The 18,052-nt window shown below is 43.7% G+C and carries 15 protein-coding genes; 9 read left to right on the top strand and 6 right to left on the bottom strand.

The window, feature by feature from the left end:
- Positions 1–16 precede the first annotated feature (16 nt).
- The 3 genes from OCW38_RS20395 to OCW38_RS20385 form a co-directional block, all read right to left on the bottom strand.
- Positions 17–802, bottom strand: a complete 786-nt coding sequence (locus tag OCW38_RS20395) for a phytanoyl-CoA dioxygenase family protein (protein WP_016767874.1) — start codon at positions 800–802, stop codon at positions 17–19.
- Between the two features lie 128 nt (positions 803–930).
- Positions 931–1,812: a DMT family transporter gene (locus OCW38_RS20390; protein ID WP_010431385.1), complete on the bottom strand. Its 882-nt coding sequence runs from the start codon at positions 1,810–1,812 to the stop codon at positions 931–933.
- Positions 1,813–1,935: 123 nt separating this feature from the next.
- Positions 1,936–3,267: an MFS transporter gene (locus OCW38_RS20385; protein WP_032544939.1), complete on the bottom strand. Its 1,332-nt coding sequence runs from the start codon at positions 3,265–3,267 to the stop codon at positions 1,936–1,938.
- Positions 3,268–3,651: 384 nt separating this feature from the next.
- On the opposite strand from OCW38_RS20385, the gene OCW38_RS20380 reads away from it, so the two are divergent.
- Entirely contained in the window at positions 3,652–5,028 is a 1,377-nt protein-coding gene (locus OCW38_RS20380) for an IS4 family transposase (RefSeq protein WP_261894103.1), read from the top strand.
- A gap of 45 nt (positions 5,029–5,073) precedes the next feature.
- Here OCW38_RS20380 and kdgR read toward each other — a convergent pair whose 3' ends face one another.
- Entirely contained in the window at positions 5,074–5,859 is a 786-nt protein-coding gene (gene kdgR, locus OCW38_RS20375) for a DNA-binding transcriptional regulator KdgR (protein WP_016767876.1), read from the bottom strand.
- Between the two features lie 246 nt (positions 5,860–6,105).
- On the opposite strand from kdgR, the gene kduD reads away from it, so the two are divergent.
- From kduD to OCW38_RS20340, 7 genes are all read left to right on the top strand, one after another.
- Entirely contained in the window at positions 6,106–6,867 is a 762-nt protein-coding gene (gene kduD, locus OCW38_RS20370; protein ID WP_016767877.1) for a 2-dehydro-3-deoxy-D-gluconate 5-dehydrogenase KduD, read from the top strand.
- Between the two features lie 18 nt (positions 6,868–6,885).
- Positions 6,886–7,410, top strand: coding sequence for a YgjV family protein (locus OCW38_RS20365; RefSeq protein ID WP_010431373.1), 525 nt, complete (start codon positions 6,886–6,888; stop codon positions 7,408–7,410).
- Positions 7,411–7,417: 7 nt separating this feature from the next.
- Complete coding sequence (locus OCW38_RS20360) at positions 7,418–7,738, top strand: cupin domain-containing protein (RefSeq protein ID WP_010431369.1); 321 nt, start codon at positions 7,418–7,420, stop codon at positions 7,736–7,738.
- A gap of 72 nt (positions 7,739–7,810) precedes the next feature.
- The gene (locus OCW38_RS20355; protein WP_016767878.1) at positions 7,811–8,449 is read left to right on the top strand and encodes an RpiB/LacA/LacB family sugar-phosphate isomerase; all 639 of its coding nucleotides are present in this window, start codon (positions 7,811–7,813) and stop codon (positions 8,447–8,449) included.
- A 405-nt stretch (positions 8,450–8,854) separates the two neighbouring features.
- Positions 8,855–10,621: a sodium:solute symporter family protein gene (locus tag OCW38_RS20350; RefSeq protein WP_016767880.1), complete on the top strand. Its 1,767-nt coding sequence runs from the start codon at positions 8,855–8,857 to the stop codon at positions 10,619–10,621.
- 159 nt (positions 10,622–10,780) lie between these two features.
- On the top strand, positions 10,781–12,205 hold the full coding sequence (gene uxaC / locus OCW38_RS20345) for a glucuronate isomerase (protein ID WP_016767881.1): 1,425 nt from the start codon (positions 10,781–10,783) through the stop codon (positions 12,203–12,205).
- 9 nt (positions 12,206–12,214) lie between these two features.
- Positions 12,215–14,221, top strand: coding sequence for a heparinase II/III domain-containing protein (locus tag OCW38_RS20340; protein WP_016767882.1), 2,007 nt, complete (start codon positions 12,215–12,217; stop codon positions 14,219–14,221).
- Positions 14,222–14,401: 180 nt separating this feature from the next.
- On the opposite strand, the gene OCW38_RS20335 is transcribed toward OCW38_RS20340, so the two are convergent.
- Positions 14,402–15,913: a DUF1214 domain-containing protein gene (locus tag OCW38_RS20335; protein WP_016767883.1), complete on the bottom strand. Its 1,512-nt coding sequence runs from the start codon at positions 15,911–15,913 to the stop codon at positions 14,402–14,404.
- A gap of 110 nt (positions 15,914–16,023) precedes the next feature.
- On the bottom strand, positions 16,024–16,812 hold the full coding sequence (locus tag OCW38_RS20330) for a hypothetical protein (RefSeq protein WP_016767884.1): 789 nt from the start codon (positions 16,810–16,812) through the stop codon (positions 16,024–16,026).
- A gap of 129 nt (positions 16,813–16,941) precedes the next feature.
- Here OCW38_RS20330 and OCW38_RS20325 point away from each other — a divergent pair, with 129 nt between their 5' ends.
- Entirely contained in the window at positions 16,942–17,868 is a 927-nt protein-coding gene (locus OCW38_RS20325) for a LysR family transcriptional regulator (RefSeq protein ID WP_016767885.1), read from the top strand.
- The last annotated feature ends 184 nt before the right edge of the window (positions 17,869–18,052 follow it).

Below are 18,052 nucleotides of genomic sequence, written 5' to 3'. Positions count from 1 at the left end.
CGATGTTAATTGATTGCTAGCACAGCATCGATTTTAACTGTAGCGTGTTCATAAACAATCTTGGATCGTTAAACTTGTTCAACATTGATGGAGTTGGCAAGCAATCGTCATCGACGTAGTCTACATAATCGGCCGCAGAATCAAAGATCAATATATCCAAAGCCAACCGATCCAGCCCGTATCGGCCTCGATGGATCATATCCGCCGAAAATACCAACAAGTCGCCTGCAGCTAACGGTATTTGCTTCCCGCCAGAGATGTCATCACTGCTCTCTTTACCATTCACTTCTTGGCGAACATTGTATTCCTCTTCATTGTCCCATCGCTTGTGTGTTCCGGGGATGAGCTCCATTCCGGGTTCATCAAATAAGGGGACGCGTAGGTGTAATACTTGCGTTTCTAGTATTACTCTCATCTGGTCATCAATGTCATAATCGTATTGACAGTCACGATGCCAAAAGTCTTTCTGCTCCGGGTTTACAGGGTTGAAGAATAGTTGCGTGTTCATGAATGCAGGGTTGTTCGGAATTACCGCATCAACGACATCCATGACTTTTTTTGAGCTAATGAAATCAAAGAGTGCAGTTCTATCATCAGTAGGTAAATATTGGCTTCCCGTAATTAGAGACGAGTTAAACGCTTCTTCTTGATAGAACTCTTCGTTGTCGGCCTTCCACGATTCATGGAATTTAAGTACGACTTTTCTAAGCGATGCAATTTGAGCTTCATCGAAATAATTTCTGAGAACAAAGTAACCCTGTTCGTCGTATTGGTTACTTAATTGTTGGTTGTTTTCTAACACTGACTACCTTCGTGCTATCTATACCGTGAATGTGCACGGATTTCTCGAGCGCATAATGCCAGACTGTAGTGATTCAACCAAGTAAGGAATGAGGGAATGATTAAACACCACGGTATGACGCAGTTCAACTACTGCCACATTACCAACACAGCTGCGATAGAAAGTAAGATCAGCGCAAGAATGTCTTTGCGAGCAATACTTTGCCCCAACCAGAAGTAAGAGATCAATACCATAAAGACTACTTCGATTTGCCCTAATGTTTTTACATAAGGCACGGCTTGAAGTGACATCGCGCTAAACCAGCCAAGAGAACCAATTACACTTGCTAGGCTTGTCATTACCACCAGTTTCGACTTGGTAAAGATCTGGCGCAATGTGTCGCGTTCTCTGAAAAAAAGATACGTACAGATAATCACTGTCTGAAGGGAAATGACGAGAAACAGCACCCATGCGGCGCTATGAGGGAAGGGCAGGCCAATACTCAAGCTAGCTTCACGTACCCAAAGAGACGTTAAAGCAAAGGCTGTGCTGCAAGCCATACCTAAGAGAAAGACTTTGGGAGAGAGGCTTCGCCAACCGGAAGAGCTGCTCATTATTAGCACGCCTAACGTGCCAATAAGTACTCCTATCCAACCTGTCACCGTTAACGCGGTACCAAAGAACAACACAGAAAGCACTGCCGAAACGGGAGCCTCACACTTAGCGAGTCCGGCTCCAATCGCGTAGTTTTCGAGTTTAAATAGCATCACCATTAAACCGGTCGCGAGGATCTGCATAATGGCTGCTGCAACGATAAAAAAGCCAAACTTGCCGGAAAAACTAGGAACAGCGACTGGCTGCCATTGATAGAGCGCGCATAGGTAAATAAGTGCAATAGGGCCAGCCCAAATAAAGCGAGCCAGCGTCACTCCCGCCACACTCATTGTGCCACTTAATTTGCTTTGAAATGCATTACGCCAAGATTGGCTGAAGGCAGCAAGAAGAGTAAAAGCTATCCAACTAAAAGACATGACGCTTCCATGTGTTATATAAATTAATGATTATACTAACAAACCATACCAATATAAGAAGCGACTTAGTCTTGTTATAGCCAGAGGTGAAGCTTTAATTTCGACAAAATACAGCTAACCCCTTCAAAAAATGGGTCCTTTTTTGTTTTTGAAATAGAACAGTACGCTGATCGAAACGAACAATAAGGTGAAGTAATAGAAGAACGAAGACAGTGAAGCTAAGAAGTCGAGGTTTTGTTCTATCTCTTGTGCGGTGTAGCTCTGAGACACCAATTTATAGTAGTAGGCATACAAAATACCGATCAAGCCATACCCAAGGTTAAACATCAGGCCTTTGAAACTGAGAACGGTCGCTCGGTTATGTGATTCCGTCTTTTTGTTCAGATGGTAGCTAATGAATATGTTCATCGTCATGATGATAAAGATCAGTACCAACGCGGGAATTACGCCATAAATCGACCAACCTAAACTGATCCAATAGTAGGTCGCCATGCTTGCTAACCCCATGAACACAATAAAGGTTTTGGGCTCGATGCTTTCTGCCAATCTTCGGCTTTGCCCTGCCAATATAATCTTAAGCAAGCTGATACCCGCGCCAATAAAACCAAAGTAGATAATTGGAATATCAATGGCCAGATAGTATTGGCTGTTCATGGTTAGGAACATTCGCGAGGTGTGTTCGAATAGGCTGTAGTAGAGCAAGATGAACAGCACGTAAGGCGTAGCAAATACCCATTTACCTGCATCGATCGTTAACTTGAGGCTTGCGATGGTGGTTGCTAATTTGGTTTGGTCGCTTGGCATCACCTTTTTCTCTTCGCGCATATTAATCGCGGCATAGATGGCGATCGTCGCAACAAATAAGGTGGCGAACACGGGAATACGCATCAGGTCTTTAGTGCTTTCTGGCTCCGCTAGTCCAAAGAAATGAAAGATGTTCGCCATAAAGTTCACATCGTACATCGCCGCACCAATTAGAGTGACAAAGATACCGACAGTTGAGGCGACACGAAGCTGGATTTGCAGCACTCGGGGCCACAACTCTTCATTGCCTTGTTCTTTTAAGGTGTCGTAAGCCAATGCCTCGTCGGCGCCGCTCGCCAGTGCCATCGCTAAGCCACTGAGAATCCGATTAATTAGAAAGACAATGAACACCAAGTTAGGGTTTCCGGTTGGCACTAAGGCGATCATCGCGATCTCAACAAACATCACAATCGAAGATAGCACCACCAGTTTCTTACGGCCTAAGGTATCGGCGAATGCGCCCGACGGTACTTCAGCAAGCACAATGGTGGCTGCCCAGACTACGTTTAGCATGGCAAACTGAGACAGGGTTAAGCCGTAATCTAAATAGAGTAGGGTGAAAATAGGGTAATAAAAACGCGCAAAGTAGCTACTTCGAAACATTAAGAAGTAGCGGACATTGGGAGTTTTAAGGATCTCTGTGAGCGTCATGATATTTTCAGTCATTTAGATAACACATCATTATGTATAACCCTTTTACTCTTTTAAATCATGGGATTGTTTCTAAATCCCTAGAATATCTGGTTTAGGGGATCTTTGAGAACATCGTTCATGGTGGGTTATAGGTTTGCAGGTCTTCGTGCGATCTGATGACGGTGGAAGCTATTTATCTGATCTATAAGTCTTTCTATTTACACATAGCATGGCTTGTCATGATTCTTGGGCTGGTAATCGATGGGACAACGCGTAATAAAAAAGGCAGCAATAATTGCCTGTCTCTTATACACAAATCCCTAAGCTATGCTTAGGGATTTTTTTTGAACTATTTTTAGGTTCTATGATCTGATCATCTAAGCAATGACAAGGATGATTATCATGACCTATATAGAGCCAACCCTTTGGGCACAAAAACAGTTCGGTCAAGCCCACCTTAATGACCCAAGACGTACTCAAAGACTCGTTGCTCTCGCAGCTTCACTGGCCGAGCAACCTGGCGTACCTGTCTCGAAACTCATTATCTCACCGGCTGAAATGGAAGGGGCTTATCGCTTCATCCGTAATGAGAAAATCAAAGCAGAAGATATCGCAGAGGCAGGGTTTTATGTCACTGCGCAAGAAGCGTTAAAGCAACAAACACTTCTTGCCTTAGAAGACACGACTTCTCTGAGTTACGCCCATCGCAGTATTCGAGATGAACTCGGACACTCCAATCAAGGCAATCGACATCGAGCGATGTTCGTACACTCTACCTTACTTTTTGCGCCCGACACTCAATCTGTGATTGGTTTAATTGAACAACAGCGCTGGACTCGTGATATAGAAAAGCGAGGTCAAAGACACCAGCATGCGACTCGACCATACAAAGAGAAAGAAAGTTATAAGTGGGAACAAGCCTCTCGCTATGTCGCTGAGCGACTTGGCGATAAAATGTCGGATGTCATTTCGGTGTGCGATAGAGAAGCCGACCTCTTTGAATACCTCACTTACAAGCGAGAGCAACAACAAAGATTCCTCGTTCGTTCCATGCAAAGCCGCTGTATTGAAGAGCATGATAATCGTCTTTATAGCTATGCATCTACTCTGTCATCAGCCGGGGAGAAAGTGCTCGAAATACCGCAAAAAGGCGGTCGCAAAGCTCGCAAGGCTCATTTAGATATTAAATATGCCCCCGTGACACTCAAGTCTCCTGCAAACAAGAAAGAGTTCGATAACATTCCGCTTTACTACGTGGGATGTATAGAACAAGGAGAGAATAACGATAAGCTAGCCTGGCACTTACTGACTTCGGAGCCGATAACGAGCAAAGAAGAGGCCCTCAAAATGGTCAGTTATTATGAGCGGCGCTGGCTAATAGAAGATTTTCATAAAGTCTGGAAAAGTGAAGGGACTGAAGTTGAGCAACTGAGAATGCAGAGTAAAGATAACTTAGAAAGGCTCAGCGTCATTTTAGCTTTTATCGCGACTCGCTTACTCCAGTTGAGGTTCATGAATGAGTCCGATGAGTTATCTAAGACCAGTTGTGAGCAGGTATTAAAAGGCAAAGCATGGAAGTTAATGTGGCTAAAGTTGGAGAAAAAGCAGCTGCCGAAGGAAGCGCCCAATATATCATGGGCTTACAATGGTATTGCTCGGTTAGGTGGCTGGAAGAATACCAAGCGAACGGGTCGCGCTTCCATAAAGACGTTATGGCAAGGATGGTTCAGGTTACAAACCATCCTTGAAGGGTATGAACTCGCTAAGTCTCTTGATTAACCAGACTTGTGATCAAGAGACAGGCAATAATTGCCGCCTTTTTTATTATTTGATTGGGTAATCATTAAACCCTAATTGCTTGGATATATTTCTGCCTGCGTTGTGCAGTAACTCCACATAGTAAGCTTTTTTCTCTTCATCAAATCGAATAGTAGGAAATGAAATTGAGACACCGGCAATTACGGTACCAAAGCGGTCGTAAACTGGAGCTGCGATACAACGTAAGCCTGGCTCTTGTTCTTCATTATCTTCGCCAAAGTGCTGTAGCTTAACCGCTTTAAGTTCATCGACAAGTTGGTCGACATTTTCAAGGGTATTTTTTGTACTTTTCACAAATTCGGCGTCTGCCAACTGAGTGCGAACGAATTCTTCGTCACGTTCTGCCAATAATACTTTACCAATCGCAGTCGTATGCAGAGGATTTCTTCGACCAACGCGTGAGTGCATGCGTAGGGCGAAGCTAGAATCGATTTTGTGTATGTAGATGATAGAGCCATGGTCCAACGCACCTAAGTGAATGGTTTCATTGGTCTCTTCTGAAATCACACGCATCTCTTTCTCGGCGATTGTGATCATATCAACCCACTCGAGTGACTTTGAGCCAAGCTCAAACATCTTTAATGTAAGTGAGTATCTGTCAGCTTCGCCTTGTTGAGATACATAGCCAAGCATTTTCATGGTTTGTAGAAAGCGGTAGGTAGTGGCCTTAGACATCATTAGACGTTGTGAAAGGTCTGATACGCCTATTTCCTTCTGTTCCCCCAGAGATTCAAGAATATTAAAAACTTTTAATACCGATGAAACGGCTTCTGGCTGGGTGGACTTCTCCATTTTTCTTCCTTTGAGCTATCTAATATCAAGACAAAATACCATTTTTCGTAATTTCTAAAAAGCCTTTTCAAAAAAATAAAAAAAGATAACGATCAACTTCAAACTTTTAGGATAAGTAGAAATTATTTTTGAAATGTCGTTTCAAAAATAATTGCCAGCAATGATCTTATGTTTTATTGTATGACTAAATCGAGTGGGCGACATTACAGAAATGCCACAACACTAAACGTAATTGAGGAAGCAAACATGATGTTAGAGTCATTCAATCTGGAAGGTAAAGTAGCGATAGTGACGGGTTGTGATACTGGCCTTGGTCAAGGTATGGCAATTGGTCTGGCTGAAGCTGGATGTAAAGTGGTGGGCGTTAATCGTGTTGAGCCAGTAGATACCATTGAAAAAATGAATAAATCGAGTCATACGTTTTTAGACGTACGTGCCGACCTTCTAAAGCAAGAAGAGATTCCTGGAATTATAGATAAAGCGCTGACTGAATTTGGTCGCATCGACATCCTTGTTAATAATGCCGGCATCATTCGTCGAGAAGATGCGATTGAGTTTTCTGAGCAAAACTGGGATGACGTAATGAACATCAATACTAAGACTGTTTTCTTTATGTCTCAGTCGGTTGCGAAGCAGTTTAAAGCGCAAGGTACTGGCGGCAAGATCATCAATATCGCATCAATGCTCTCTTTCCAAGGTGGTATTCGTGTTCCTTCGTATACAGCGTCTAAGAGTGCTGTAATGGGTATCACCCGCGCGATGGCGAACGAATGGGCGAGCGATAACATTAATGTCAATGCGATTGCACCTGGATATATGGCAACCAACAATACTCAAGCACTGCGTGAAGATGCTGATCGTAACCAAGCTATTCTTGAGCGCATTCCTGCTGATCGCTGGGGTACACCTAAAGATGTCGCTGGCCCATGTGTGTTCTTAGCATCATCTGCATCGGATTATATTAATGGTTATACCATTGCTGTCGATGGTGGATGGTTAGCACGCTAACGATTTTTGTAATATAAGATGGTTAACGAGATCGTTGCACAAGCTGTAGGGCTACTAAGTTTCCTTCTGGGCCTTTCGACCTTTTACCAGAAGGACGACAAAAAGCTCAAAGTGGTCATGTTGATGTTGAACGTTAACCATCTTATCCACTTTTTATTATTGGGTTCTATTACATCGGCAATCGGTGCTTTGATTTCAGCACTCAGGACTTGCACTGCTATGTACACAAAATCGCTGTGGGCTGCAGGGTTCTTTATTGCCCTCGCAGTTGGTAGCGGAATCGGTTTTGCTCAGCATTGGTATCAACTTCTGCCTTTAGCCGGAACGATTATTGGAACGTACTCAATATTTAGATTGAATGGTATTGCACTAAGAGTCGGCTTTTTATTGGGAGCTGCATGCTGGCTAACTAATAATCTGATTATTGGTTCAATTGGTGGCTCGCTGATGGAAATATCAGTGATAGGGATTAACCTCGTTACTATTTTTCGTCTATACCAAGATAACGCCAAGTGCAAAATTACGCCGCAACAACAGGAATAAAAACGACATGTTTGTGTATAACGAAGACGTGAAAATGGAAGATCTTGGCGCGGGAGTTTCCCGCAAGGTGCTTGCTCATAGCGAGAACGTGATGGCTGTAGAAGTTCATTTCGAAACAGGCGCAGTTGGTGCGTTGCATACCCATCCTCATGAGCAGCTCACATACGTTTTGTCGGGAGCCTTTGAGTTCACGATTGGCGATGTAACGAAAGTGGTGCGCGCAGGCGACACTATGTACAAAGAGCCGGGTATCGAACATGGCTGTGTTTGCCTAGAAGCCGGCGTATTAATTGATAACTTTACGCCAATGCGTAAAGACTTTGTTTAAGCTCTAAATTTTTTAGAGCGAACACTTGAGCACTAATTTTTAAATTTGCAGTAATGCTGCGGGAGAAAGTAAATGAAAATCGCATTAATGATGGAAAACAGTCAAGCAGGCAAAAATGCAATGGTATCAGCTGAACTAGAGTCAGTTGCTGGTGGTTTTGGTCACGATGTTTTCAACCTAGGAATGACAGATGAGAACGATCACCACTTAACGTATATTCATCTAGGTATTATGGCGAGCATTCTGATTAACTCAAAGGCTGTTGACTTTGTTGTGACAGGATGTGGCACTGGTCAAGGTGCTTTGATGTCGCTGAACTTACATCCAGGCGTGGTTTGTGGTTACTGTTTAGAACCTTCTGATGCGTTCTTGTTCAACCAAATCAACAACGGCAACGCTATCGCGCTCGCTTTTGCGAAAGGTTTTGGTTGGGCTGGTGAACTGAACGTTCGTTACATCTTTGAAAAAGCTTTCACAGGTGAGCGTGGTCAAGGTTACCCGTTAGATCGAGCAGAGCCACAACAACGCAATGCCGCGCTTCTTAATGAGGTGAAAGCAGCGGTAGTGAAGGATAACTTTATTGATTCACTGCGCGCTATCGATCAAGATCTAGTGAAGACTGCTGTGGGTAGCCCTCGTTTCCAACAGTGTTTCTTTGATAATTGCCAAAACCAAGCAATTGCTGATTATGTCCGTTCGCTTTTGGACTAATTGAAACGCTTGATTTCAGAGAGCCAGCCCAATGAGGCTGGCTTTTTTATATCAGGAGTTTGGATAACTAATAGCTGATGTTTAGTTAATACCAAAGCAATCGGCGCCTGAGTCATGGCTTGGTATACCTCCTAGACGCGTAATTTGGTCGCTATACCCCTAGGTTACTTGATCTATTTTCGCCCCTTCTCGCCACGATGTATCTAAATATCCATCAATGATCTTTTTAAATTAAAAAGCGCAGAACTCAATAATCCAAACTCGATCTCATTTGTATGACTTTTGCATTGTTTGGATCACAAAAATCACAGGAAACCCTTAAATAAAATATCGTTAATGTAATAATGAAACGGTATTTTAAAAATTAAATCACTTAAACGGAACAATAATGAAAAGGGGTTCGTAATGAATATCGACATGCTCGTTGTTGGTGTCTACTTTATCTTTATGATAGCGATTGGCGTCATCTTCAAACGTTTTGCAGGCAGTTCTACCAGTGATTACTTTCGTGGAGGAGGCAAGATGTTGTGGTGGATGGTTGGCTCTACCGCATTCATGACGCAGTTTAGTGCCTGGACATTTACTGGCGCTGCGGGTAAAGCTTTTACCGATGGGTTCCCAATCATGGTTATTTTCATGGCGAACGCATTTGGCTTTCTACTTTCGTGGTTGTTCTTTTCATACCGCTTTCGACAAATGCGTGTTGTTACACCTATTGAAGGTGTGCGTCGTCGCTTCGGTGCAACGAATGAACAAGTGTTTACGTGGGCAACAATGCCGACAAGCGTGGTCTACACCGGTATTTGGCTAAATGGTCTCGCACTTTTCGTTAGTGCTGTGTTTAAAGTTGATATCGAAACCACGATCGTTGTGACTGGTTTGATTGTTCTCTTTATTTCGGTGTTGGGCGGAGCGTGGGGTGTAGTAGCTTCAGACTTTGTACAAATGGTTGTGATAATGGCGGTGACCGTGGTTTGTGCGGTAGCTGCATTGGCAAAAATTGGTGGCCCAGCGAATCTTATCGAGCAATTCCCTGCCGACAGTGTCATGGGCTCTGATATGAACTATCCATTGCTGTTCGTATCTTGGTTTATCTTCATGTTCGTTAAGCAATTGCAAAACATCAACAACATGCAAGATTCTTATCGCTTCTTAACGGCAAAAGACTCTACTAACGCACGTAAAGCCGCCCTACTTGCGTTCGTATTAATGCTGATTGGGCCGGCGATTTGGTTCTTACCACCCTGGGTAACGGCAATTATCTATCCTGAAGCGGCAACTGTACATGCGGCTGAACTTGGTAGTAAAGCAGCGGATGCAGTTTACCTAGTGTTTGTCGAAAACGTCATGCCGGTTGGTATGGTGGGACTGCTTATGTCGGCTGTATTTGCGGCAACAATGTCTTCAATGGATTCAGGTCTAAACCGAAATTCAGGTGTGTTCGTGCGTAACTTTTACGCACCAATCATAGACAAAAACGCGGATGACAAGAAGTTGATGCGAGTGAGTCAATTCATGACTATGGTCTTCGGCATATTGATCATCATGGTGGCTCTGTTCATTAACTCTCTTCGTGGCTTGAGCCTTTTCGACGCAATGATGTACGTAAGTACGCTGTTACAGATGCCGATTCTAGTGCCGTTATTCTTCGGTATGTTTATTAAGAAAACGCCCGACTGGGCAGCCTGGGCGACATTGGCTGTGGGCATGTTGGTGTCTTACATCGTGAGTTTTGTGCTTACAGCAGATGTCGTTGCCAATCTATTAAACCTAGAAGTTCCGTTCACAGGACGTGAAGCGAGTGACCTAAAAGTTCTACTTGGGGTTATTGGTCACCTTGTGATCACGGGTGGTTTCTTCTGTCTAACAACTAAGTTCTACAAAGAGCCAGTGGGTGAACGAAACACAGAACTTAAAGAGTTTTGGAGTGATGTTGCGACTCCTGTTATCGAAGAGGAAGGACAAGATGAAATGGATCGCCAACAACGCGACATGCTAGGCAAACTCATTCTGGTTTTCGGTGCACTTGTAACGGCGATGGTACTAATCCCGAATCCGTTCTGGGGTCGCATGGCCTTTATCTTCTGTGGCGCAGTGATTGTTACTGTGGGTTCTCTGTTATTGAAAAGTGCGAGGAAAACGCCTCGTTTAGAAATGTCTACATCCAAGTAATCGGCAATAGCTAGCCATGTAAAAGTAACAAGGGTATAGGCCAGAGGGGACACTCTCTGGCTTATATGAACCACCTCGTAGAGGGGCTTTAGGAAACAATTTCATGAATGAATTTTTCCCTAAAGTTTATCAATACAGTTTTCTACAAGAGTTTGAATTATGTCTTCATACATACATAAAGATTTTCTATTGCAGGGGGACACTGCCAAGCGTTTATATCACGATTACGCGGCAGGGCTTCCCATTATTGATTATCACAACCACTTAGATGCCAAAGAGATTTATGACAACCATCAATACGACAATATTGCTCAGGCTTGGTTAAGTTGCGATCACTACTTGTGGCGTGCATTACGAAGTAACGGAGTCAATGAGTATTACATCACAGGTGATGCGAGTGATTATGAAAAGTTTCAAAAGTGGTGTGAGACCATGCCGTATCTTATCGGCAATCCGCTGTATCACTGGTGTCATTTGGAGCTTAAGAAATACTTCGGTCTCGATTTACTACTCAACTCAGAGAATTGCGCGGTTATTTGGCAACACTGTAATCAAAAACTCAGCCAAGAGTCTCACCGATTCCAAAGCCTGCTTAAAGAGAGTCGAGTCGATACCTTGTGCACTACGGATGATCCACTTAGCGATTTGAGTTATCACGATAAACTGAATCGTTCAGAATTTTCTGTACAAGTCTTGCCGACATTTCGTGCTGACAGTCTGATTGAAATAGAGAATCAAAGTAATTTTCAAAAGACACTCAATTCACTGGCGTTCATCACTGACATTAATGTCGTCGATTTTGCAAGCTACGCTCAAGCAATCACGTCTCGTGTGGACTATTTTGCCCAGCATAACTGTCGATTATCTGACTTAGGGTTAAAAGTTGTAGATTTTTCACACTATCACCCTGATGTACTTGATCAAGCTATAGCAAAGGTCAAACGTGGTGATGCGCTGAATAGTGAAGAAATCTCGCAGTTTAAGACGGCCGTTTTTGAAGTGCTTGGCAAGGCTTATCATAAGCATGGTTGGTCGATGCAAATTCATATTGGAGTGTTAATTAATGTGAATAAGCGGCGCTTTGATGATCTAGGTGGCGGTACGGGTTTCAGTGTTATCAGTGACAACCCAATTGCAGAAAACCTGAGTCATTTATTGAGTTTGTTAGATCAAGACCGCCAACTCCCTCAGACTATCGTATATAGCCTTAACCCGAAAGATAGCTCAGTGCTTGGGTCAATCATAGGCGCCTTTCAAGACAGTGATGCGCAGCCAGGTAAAGTCCAGCTTGGTTCTGCGTGGTGGTTTAACGATCATAAGGCGGGTATGGAAAAACAACTTCAAGATCTAGCAAATTTAGGGGCTCTAGGACGCTTTGTCGGAATGTTAACCGACTCTCGCAGCGTATTGTCACTCTCTCGTCATGACTATTTTCGTCGCATTTTATGTAACTTACTCGGTAAGTGGGTCGATGACGGGGAATTACCGAATGATGAGCCTTTGCTTAAACAGAGTGTCGAGAATATCTGTTATCAAAATGCCAAACAATACTTCAATTTTCATCCATCTAAAGATTTAGTATAGGTATCCATTATGCTGCAGTTTACCTCTCAGGAAATGGCGGTCATTCGTCAAAATGCCAGCCAAGAGATAATCGAACAAATTATTCAAGATAATCAGGTTGTGCTTACTTCAGATACTCTCGTTCCACCTGATGCCCGCGCAACATGGAATTTATATTATTTTTGCCCCACGCATGGGGTTCGCTTAAGTTGGGATAGAGACCGACCCACTGAACATGTATGCCCTGTTGATGGCGAGGTGCTTACTGGGGAACCTTATGACGGAGCATGGTGGCGTTGGCTTAATGGGCTCAATTCGAAAGCGTGTAATGACCTAGGCTTGCTTTGGCACATTACTCAAGACCGCAAATACTTCGAAAAAGTTCGTGAGATCTTATTAGGTTATGCTGAATACTACCCGAATTACGAAGAACATGGCGGTATTCCATACAATGGTCCAGGCAAAGCAAACGCGCAGACTCTTTGCGAAGCGAATTGCAATATTGATTTTGCCCGAGGCTATGATTTCGTTAAAGATCAGTTGAATACCGAAGAGCAATTGTTTATTGAACAGCGCTTGTTACGCGAAGGCGCTGAATTCCTGATGCAACATCGAGCTGATCAATTGCATAACCATGAAATGAAAATTTCTGCGACTATTGGTGTGATAGGCTTGATACTTGGTGACCGAAAATTCATCGACTTTGCGGTGAGCACGCCTTATGGCTTGAAGTATCAGTTAGAGTATGGTGTAAAGGGGGAGGGCTTATGGTTTGAAGGTTCTATCCATTATCATTACTACGCTTTACAAGCACTTCTGAATTTCGAAAAAATGGCATGTAAAACAGAGTACTCACTACAATCGGTACCAAACTTCCATACCATGTTGGCGTTCCCGCTCAAGCTACTCATCAATACGGGTGACTTTCCACGTCTGAACGACTGTATTGCGGGTCAAGAGAAGTTAACTCATAGCCACTTGTTCGAATTCGGGTATCGTGAGTTCAGAGACCCTTTATTTGCATCGGCGTTGCAGAGCATCTATCAAGATAAGCCACGCAACAATATCGACGCACTGTTGTACGGTGTTGATGCATTACCTGTGGCAGAGCTGCTCATGTGCCAGTCTATTCATGCAGAACAATCAGGCGTCACGATCATGCACGATCGAGAGCACGATAACATGCTATTAATTAAGCACTCTCCGTATGGTGGTGAGCATGATCACTATGATCGACTAGGGATGATCGTTACTCGAAATGGTAAAGAAATTTTGCCTGACTTGGGAACAACAGGGTACGGTGCTGAACTGCATTATGGGTATTATAAAAATACGGTGACGCACAACACCTTGGCGGTGAATCAGAAGAATCAACCGCCAGCCAACCCTCAGGTGAATACGTTTGTAAAAGAACAGTCCTACGAATGGTTAGACACACAAACAGATTGGTGTGGTGAGTTACCGACGGTCGATAGCCATACTATTGTTCAGTGGGATTTAGCCGCGTACAAAGACGTTGTGTTTCGTCGTCAAATTCTGTGGTTAGGGGATGTGGCGATTGAATTCAATACCGCGGAAAATCCTCACCAACAACAGTTGGATTTGGTCTGGCATATCAGAGGACAACACTGTGCTTTGGCAGAGGCACAAGGTTGCGACAATCCACTAGATGGGCCTTTAGCAAGAATGACGAGTTGCCATGAGATGCCTCTTAAAGCGTCCACTAATTTACGTTATTCGATTGATGGACAAACCGAATTTAATCAGCAGCTGATAACGGATAGTTCAGCGACTCTGTTGTTGGGGTATGCGCCAGACAACCCTGCAACCAGTGATTTAGCTTACACGATTTTGCGTAGCCAAGAAGCGGTTCTTAAAGTTGCCACGGTACATAATTTGACGCAAAACGATGAGGTTCGAGTTTCTGATATCGAGTGGTGCTCGGATGTTATCAGTCTAAGGTTGATAAGAAATGGAGTAGCGCAATCCATTTCAATTAACCAAGAAACGGGTGTTACTTTATTCGTCGCTGATTAACTTGTTAGCTACTTTCCATCGACTCTTCACCTTGGGTTAGGTTCCTAAGACGATTCCCTTAGTTTTTACTATTTAGCCAAAGTAAAAAAGAGGAACCCTGAGGCTCCTCTTTTGTTTTGATCTGTAAGCCTGATAGTTATTTGTGGCGTGAACAGATCATATGTGACTTGCTTTTGATGATCAGTTCACACGCTTGAAGTTAGGCAATAAGGTTTCTGGCTGCTGCGTTACAAACGCTTTACTTGGTGAGTAGGCACGGAAGTAAACAAACCAGTTTTCGTCTTCTCGGGTTTGCACCCAGTTAGCCTCATTCACACCTGCTGGTTTAGTTGGCGAGAAGTGGAAGGTGTAATTACCTTGTGCGTCTTTGACCGTTCCTTCGATGTTTGAACCTACATCGGCACGCTCAATGTCGTTGTCGATGATGGCGCGGTTCTCAACGTTATAAACAGTGATTGTCCAGAACAAATCGGCGAAATTAACATCGCCATCCAACGTCAAAGTATAGTGATTGCTGCCATTAAGCCCATTTGCATTGTCATCACGGTAGTTGTCTAGGTAGATCTGACCCCAACCGCCGTTTTCGAAACCGTGCATCGCAATATCGTTGGTCACCGCTTCATAAAACCAAGCCGCACGTCCATCGAGATCCATACCGTAGTCACGATCTTGGTTCGGAGTCGAAGCTGTTGCTATTTCCCACGAATTACCTTCATTACCGTAAGCTGCGTGTGGCAAGCGTTCCGTTTTGTTGAAGTCGATGTTCTTAACCATAGCTTCACCCATGACGACAGCTTGCTCTAAGATGTCACGCTGCTGAACTGATGGCGTAAACGCTTTACCTTTTTCAATACCTAATGGACGTAGCATGTCGTGCATCATACGATCGCGCTCTGCTACTGGCTCAGCTTGAATGGCTTCATTCAACGTATTCCAAAATGCCATGCCTCTTGGGTGCTTGGCGTCTTCACCACGCTCAGGGAAGTTTACGCCGTTATCACTCAGTGGCTTACCGTTGAGGTCTGTAATTTTGAGAGCCTCTAAGTCTTTCATACGTTGCTTATCTGACTCTGCCATTAAGCGAACACCGAAGAAAACATAGTTGGTGTCCGACTCAAAAACCTTAGCGCCTTTTGGCAGATTACTCGGTGTTTCTGCTCCTTTGGCTTTTACCACGTAGACGCCCGGTTCGGTCATCTGAGAAATACCGATTTGCCACATGGTGTGTACTGCGCCGCGCAATTCATCTGTGGGAATTTCTATAACAACGGGCTCTTTCTCGACGTTAAACCAAGTAATCGCGTAAGGTGTAGATGTGTTGTAAGTTAAGCCTCCTAGCTTAGATTCGTGAGACTCAACATAAGTAATTTGGCCGTCCTCAGCACCCATATCAGCATAGGCTTGTTTCCATGCGTAGTTTGAAACTAAAGGTACCGACCAAATGTAAGCTTGTGACGCACGTTGATAGTCCATCAGTTCAAACAACTTTGCTGAGCTTTCTTGTGTTGGAATACCATGAAGAAAGTCGGTTTCGAAAGTGAAGTCTCCCGCGCGTGTTTGAAGAGTTTCTGTTGGGTTATCGTTTCCTGCAATCGCTGTTGCTGAAAACAAGGCCGTTACGGAAATGAGCATCGCTGTCGATCGTAGTGGGCAAGTGAGAGTGCCGGCTATTGCTTTAGATAAAATGTTCATGTTGTGTCCTCAAAAATTCGAAGCTTATTTTTTAATTTGAAGCTTCTCGCTGAATTTAAAACCGTTCGTTAGAAATGCTCAGTTAAAACTGCTTTGTTAGAAATGCTTAGTTAAAACTGATAGTTAAATTCGATGCGGTGATCACCGTCTTCGATACTGGTGTTTTCAGTCCAGTTTGCAAAATAACGAACGTTGGCTCTTGGAGAGATCTGATAGCTCGCTGCAAATTCATGTGCGAATACTGAATCACTGCCCTCAAAGCCAAAATCTTTGAATGTTGAAGACCCCGACATTGTGCCTAAATACATTGGGTTATAGTTCAGCCAAATCTTGTCAGTTAGTTGCATCTTGGCGTACATACCTGCGACGTAGAAAGTACCGTGCATGTTGTAGCGGTCGCGAAGCTGATCGGCGTCGAGATTGCCTCCAGTGCCTTCAACCAATTCTTCACCTGCAGCAACACCGACACCCGCAAGCGGGTAGAAGTTAAACATGCCCATTTGTGGTAATGCTTGAATAAAGCTGTAAGACGCACTGCCTTGGTTGCTATCGAAATCCCAAGACATATCAACCTGAGTGCCTCGGCCGTTAGTTAGGTCTACACCAAAGTTTCTAAAGCGGATGGAATCAATACTGTCGTCTGCATCTCGACCGTTCCAACCAATAGCCTCACCAGCGATACCTTTGATTTCGAACACATTCATGCCCATGGTTGTATCACTACCAGTGTCGTAGGTTTGTCCAACTTTTAGGTTTAAGCCCTTGTCGGTGTAGCCGAAGCCGGCTTGTGTGTAGACCGCCAATGGGTCTGACATATCTTGAACTTCTGTCTCTTCAGCGATAGCACCGCTAGCCAACAAAAGAGGGGTTAGAGAAAGGATCGAACGTTGTAATAACATAGCTGCCTCATAGAGTTATTTCACTACATCCGTGTACTTCGTGAAGGTGGGATAACTATACAAAGTGGACTTTGTTAAGTTAATTCATATAAACTTAATCATTCGTTAAGCAATGCTTTATGGTGTCTCATGAAACTGAACAATGTCGATCTGAACTTATTGAAAGTGTTTGTGGTGGTGTATCAGGAGAAGAGCTTGAGAAAAGCGGCTGAGAAGTTGTTTGTCTCGACACCTGCAGTTAGCCAAAGCATCAAGAAACTCAAAGAATCCTTAGGTGAAGAATTGTTTGTGCTGTCCCATCAGCAGTTTTTACCCACGCCTTATTCGGACGACCTGTATCGTCGCGTTTTTCCGTTATTGGATGGATTGGTTACGGCGATAGAAGAAGGAAAACAGTTTAATCCCGTGGACCTCAGTGAAGATTTTAAAATTGATGCGAATCCTCATGTTCTGCCTTGGTTGACTCCCGCTCTGTTTCATCAGCTATCAGTAGAAAGTCCATCTTCAAGACTGATAAGTCATACTAGCTCCCAAAATTCCTTAGAAAGACTTAAGAGTGACGAGATTGATTTTGTCGTTCATTTCGAAGCTGAGAATTTGCCTGCCGAGATCATTGCCGTACCTCTCGTAAACTTAAAATTTGTATTGGCAGTAAGAGAAGGTCATCCTTTCAAGGCGTCCATCGCAACGATTGATGATTTGTTGGCGTTTCCTTTCGCTCATGTTGACCTCGCTTACTTCGACCAAAACAAGCACTCGCGATTGGAAGAGGAAGTCATAAGCCAAGGTAAATCGATTAACATGGCGCTTCGGACGACTTCTATCGTTGGGTTAATTGAAACGATCAAGCACTCTAATATTATCGCCCCTTGTATGCCTCCTGTGATTGAACAACATAAAGGTGTATTGCGCTCAATCGCGATTGAGGGATTGGAAGAGGGAACCGAGGAGATGGAGGTGTTCGCCTATCTTCATAAGAAAAACCAACATTCAGCTAAATACAAATGGCTGCTGGATTTGATTGAAACGGCGATGGCAGAGGCTAATCACCAGTAAGGGCGAGCTTTGTTTTCTACTTTTTAGAGGCCCTAGCCTCTGAATACCTCTTCGATACATGATTCCAACCAGCGCATTTTCGGTTGATTGCGATGTTTACGCCCGATAGTCATGCCTATGTCGCCATTTGGCATGTTGGGCATGTGAGGAAACTGCACAAAGGAAAATTCATTTGAAAGCGAAT

This window comes from Vibrio cyclitrophicus (genome assembly GCF_024347435.1).
GTDB lineage: Bacteria > Pseudomonadota > Gammaproteobacteria > Enterobacterales > Vibrionaceae > Vibrio > Vibrio cyclitrophicus.
Note: the sequence above shows the minus strand (reverse complement) of the source record. Positions and strands in the feature narration are given on the sequence as shown.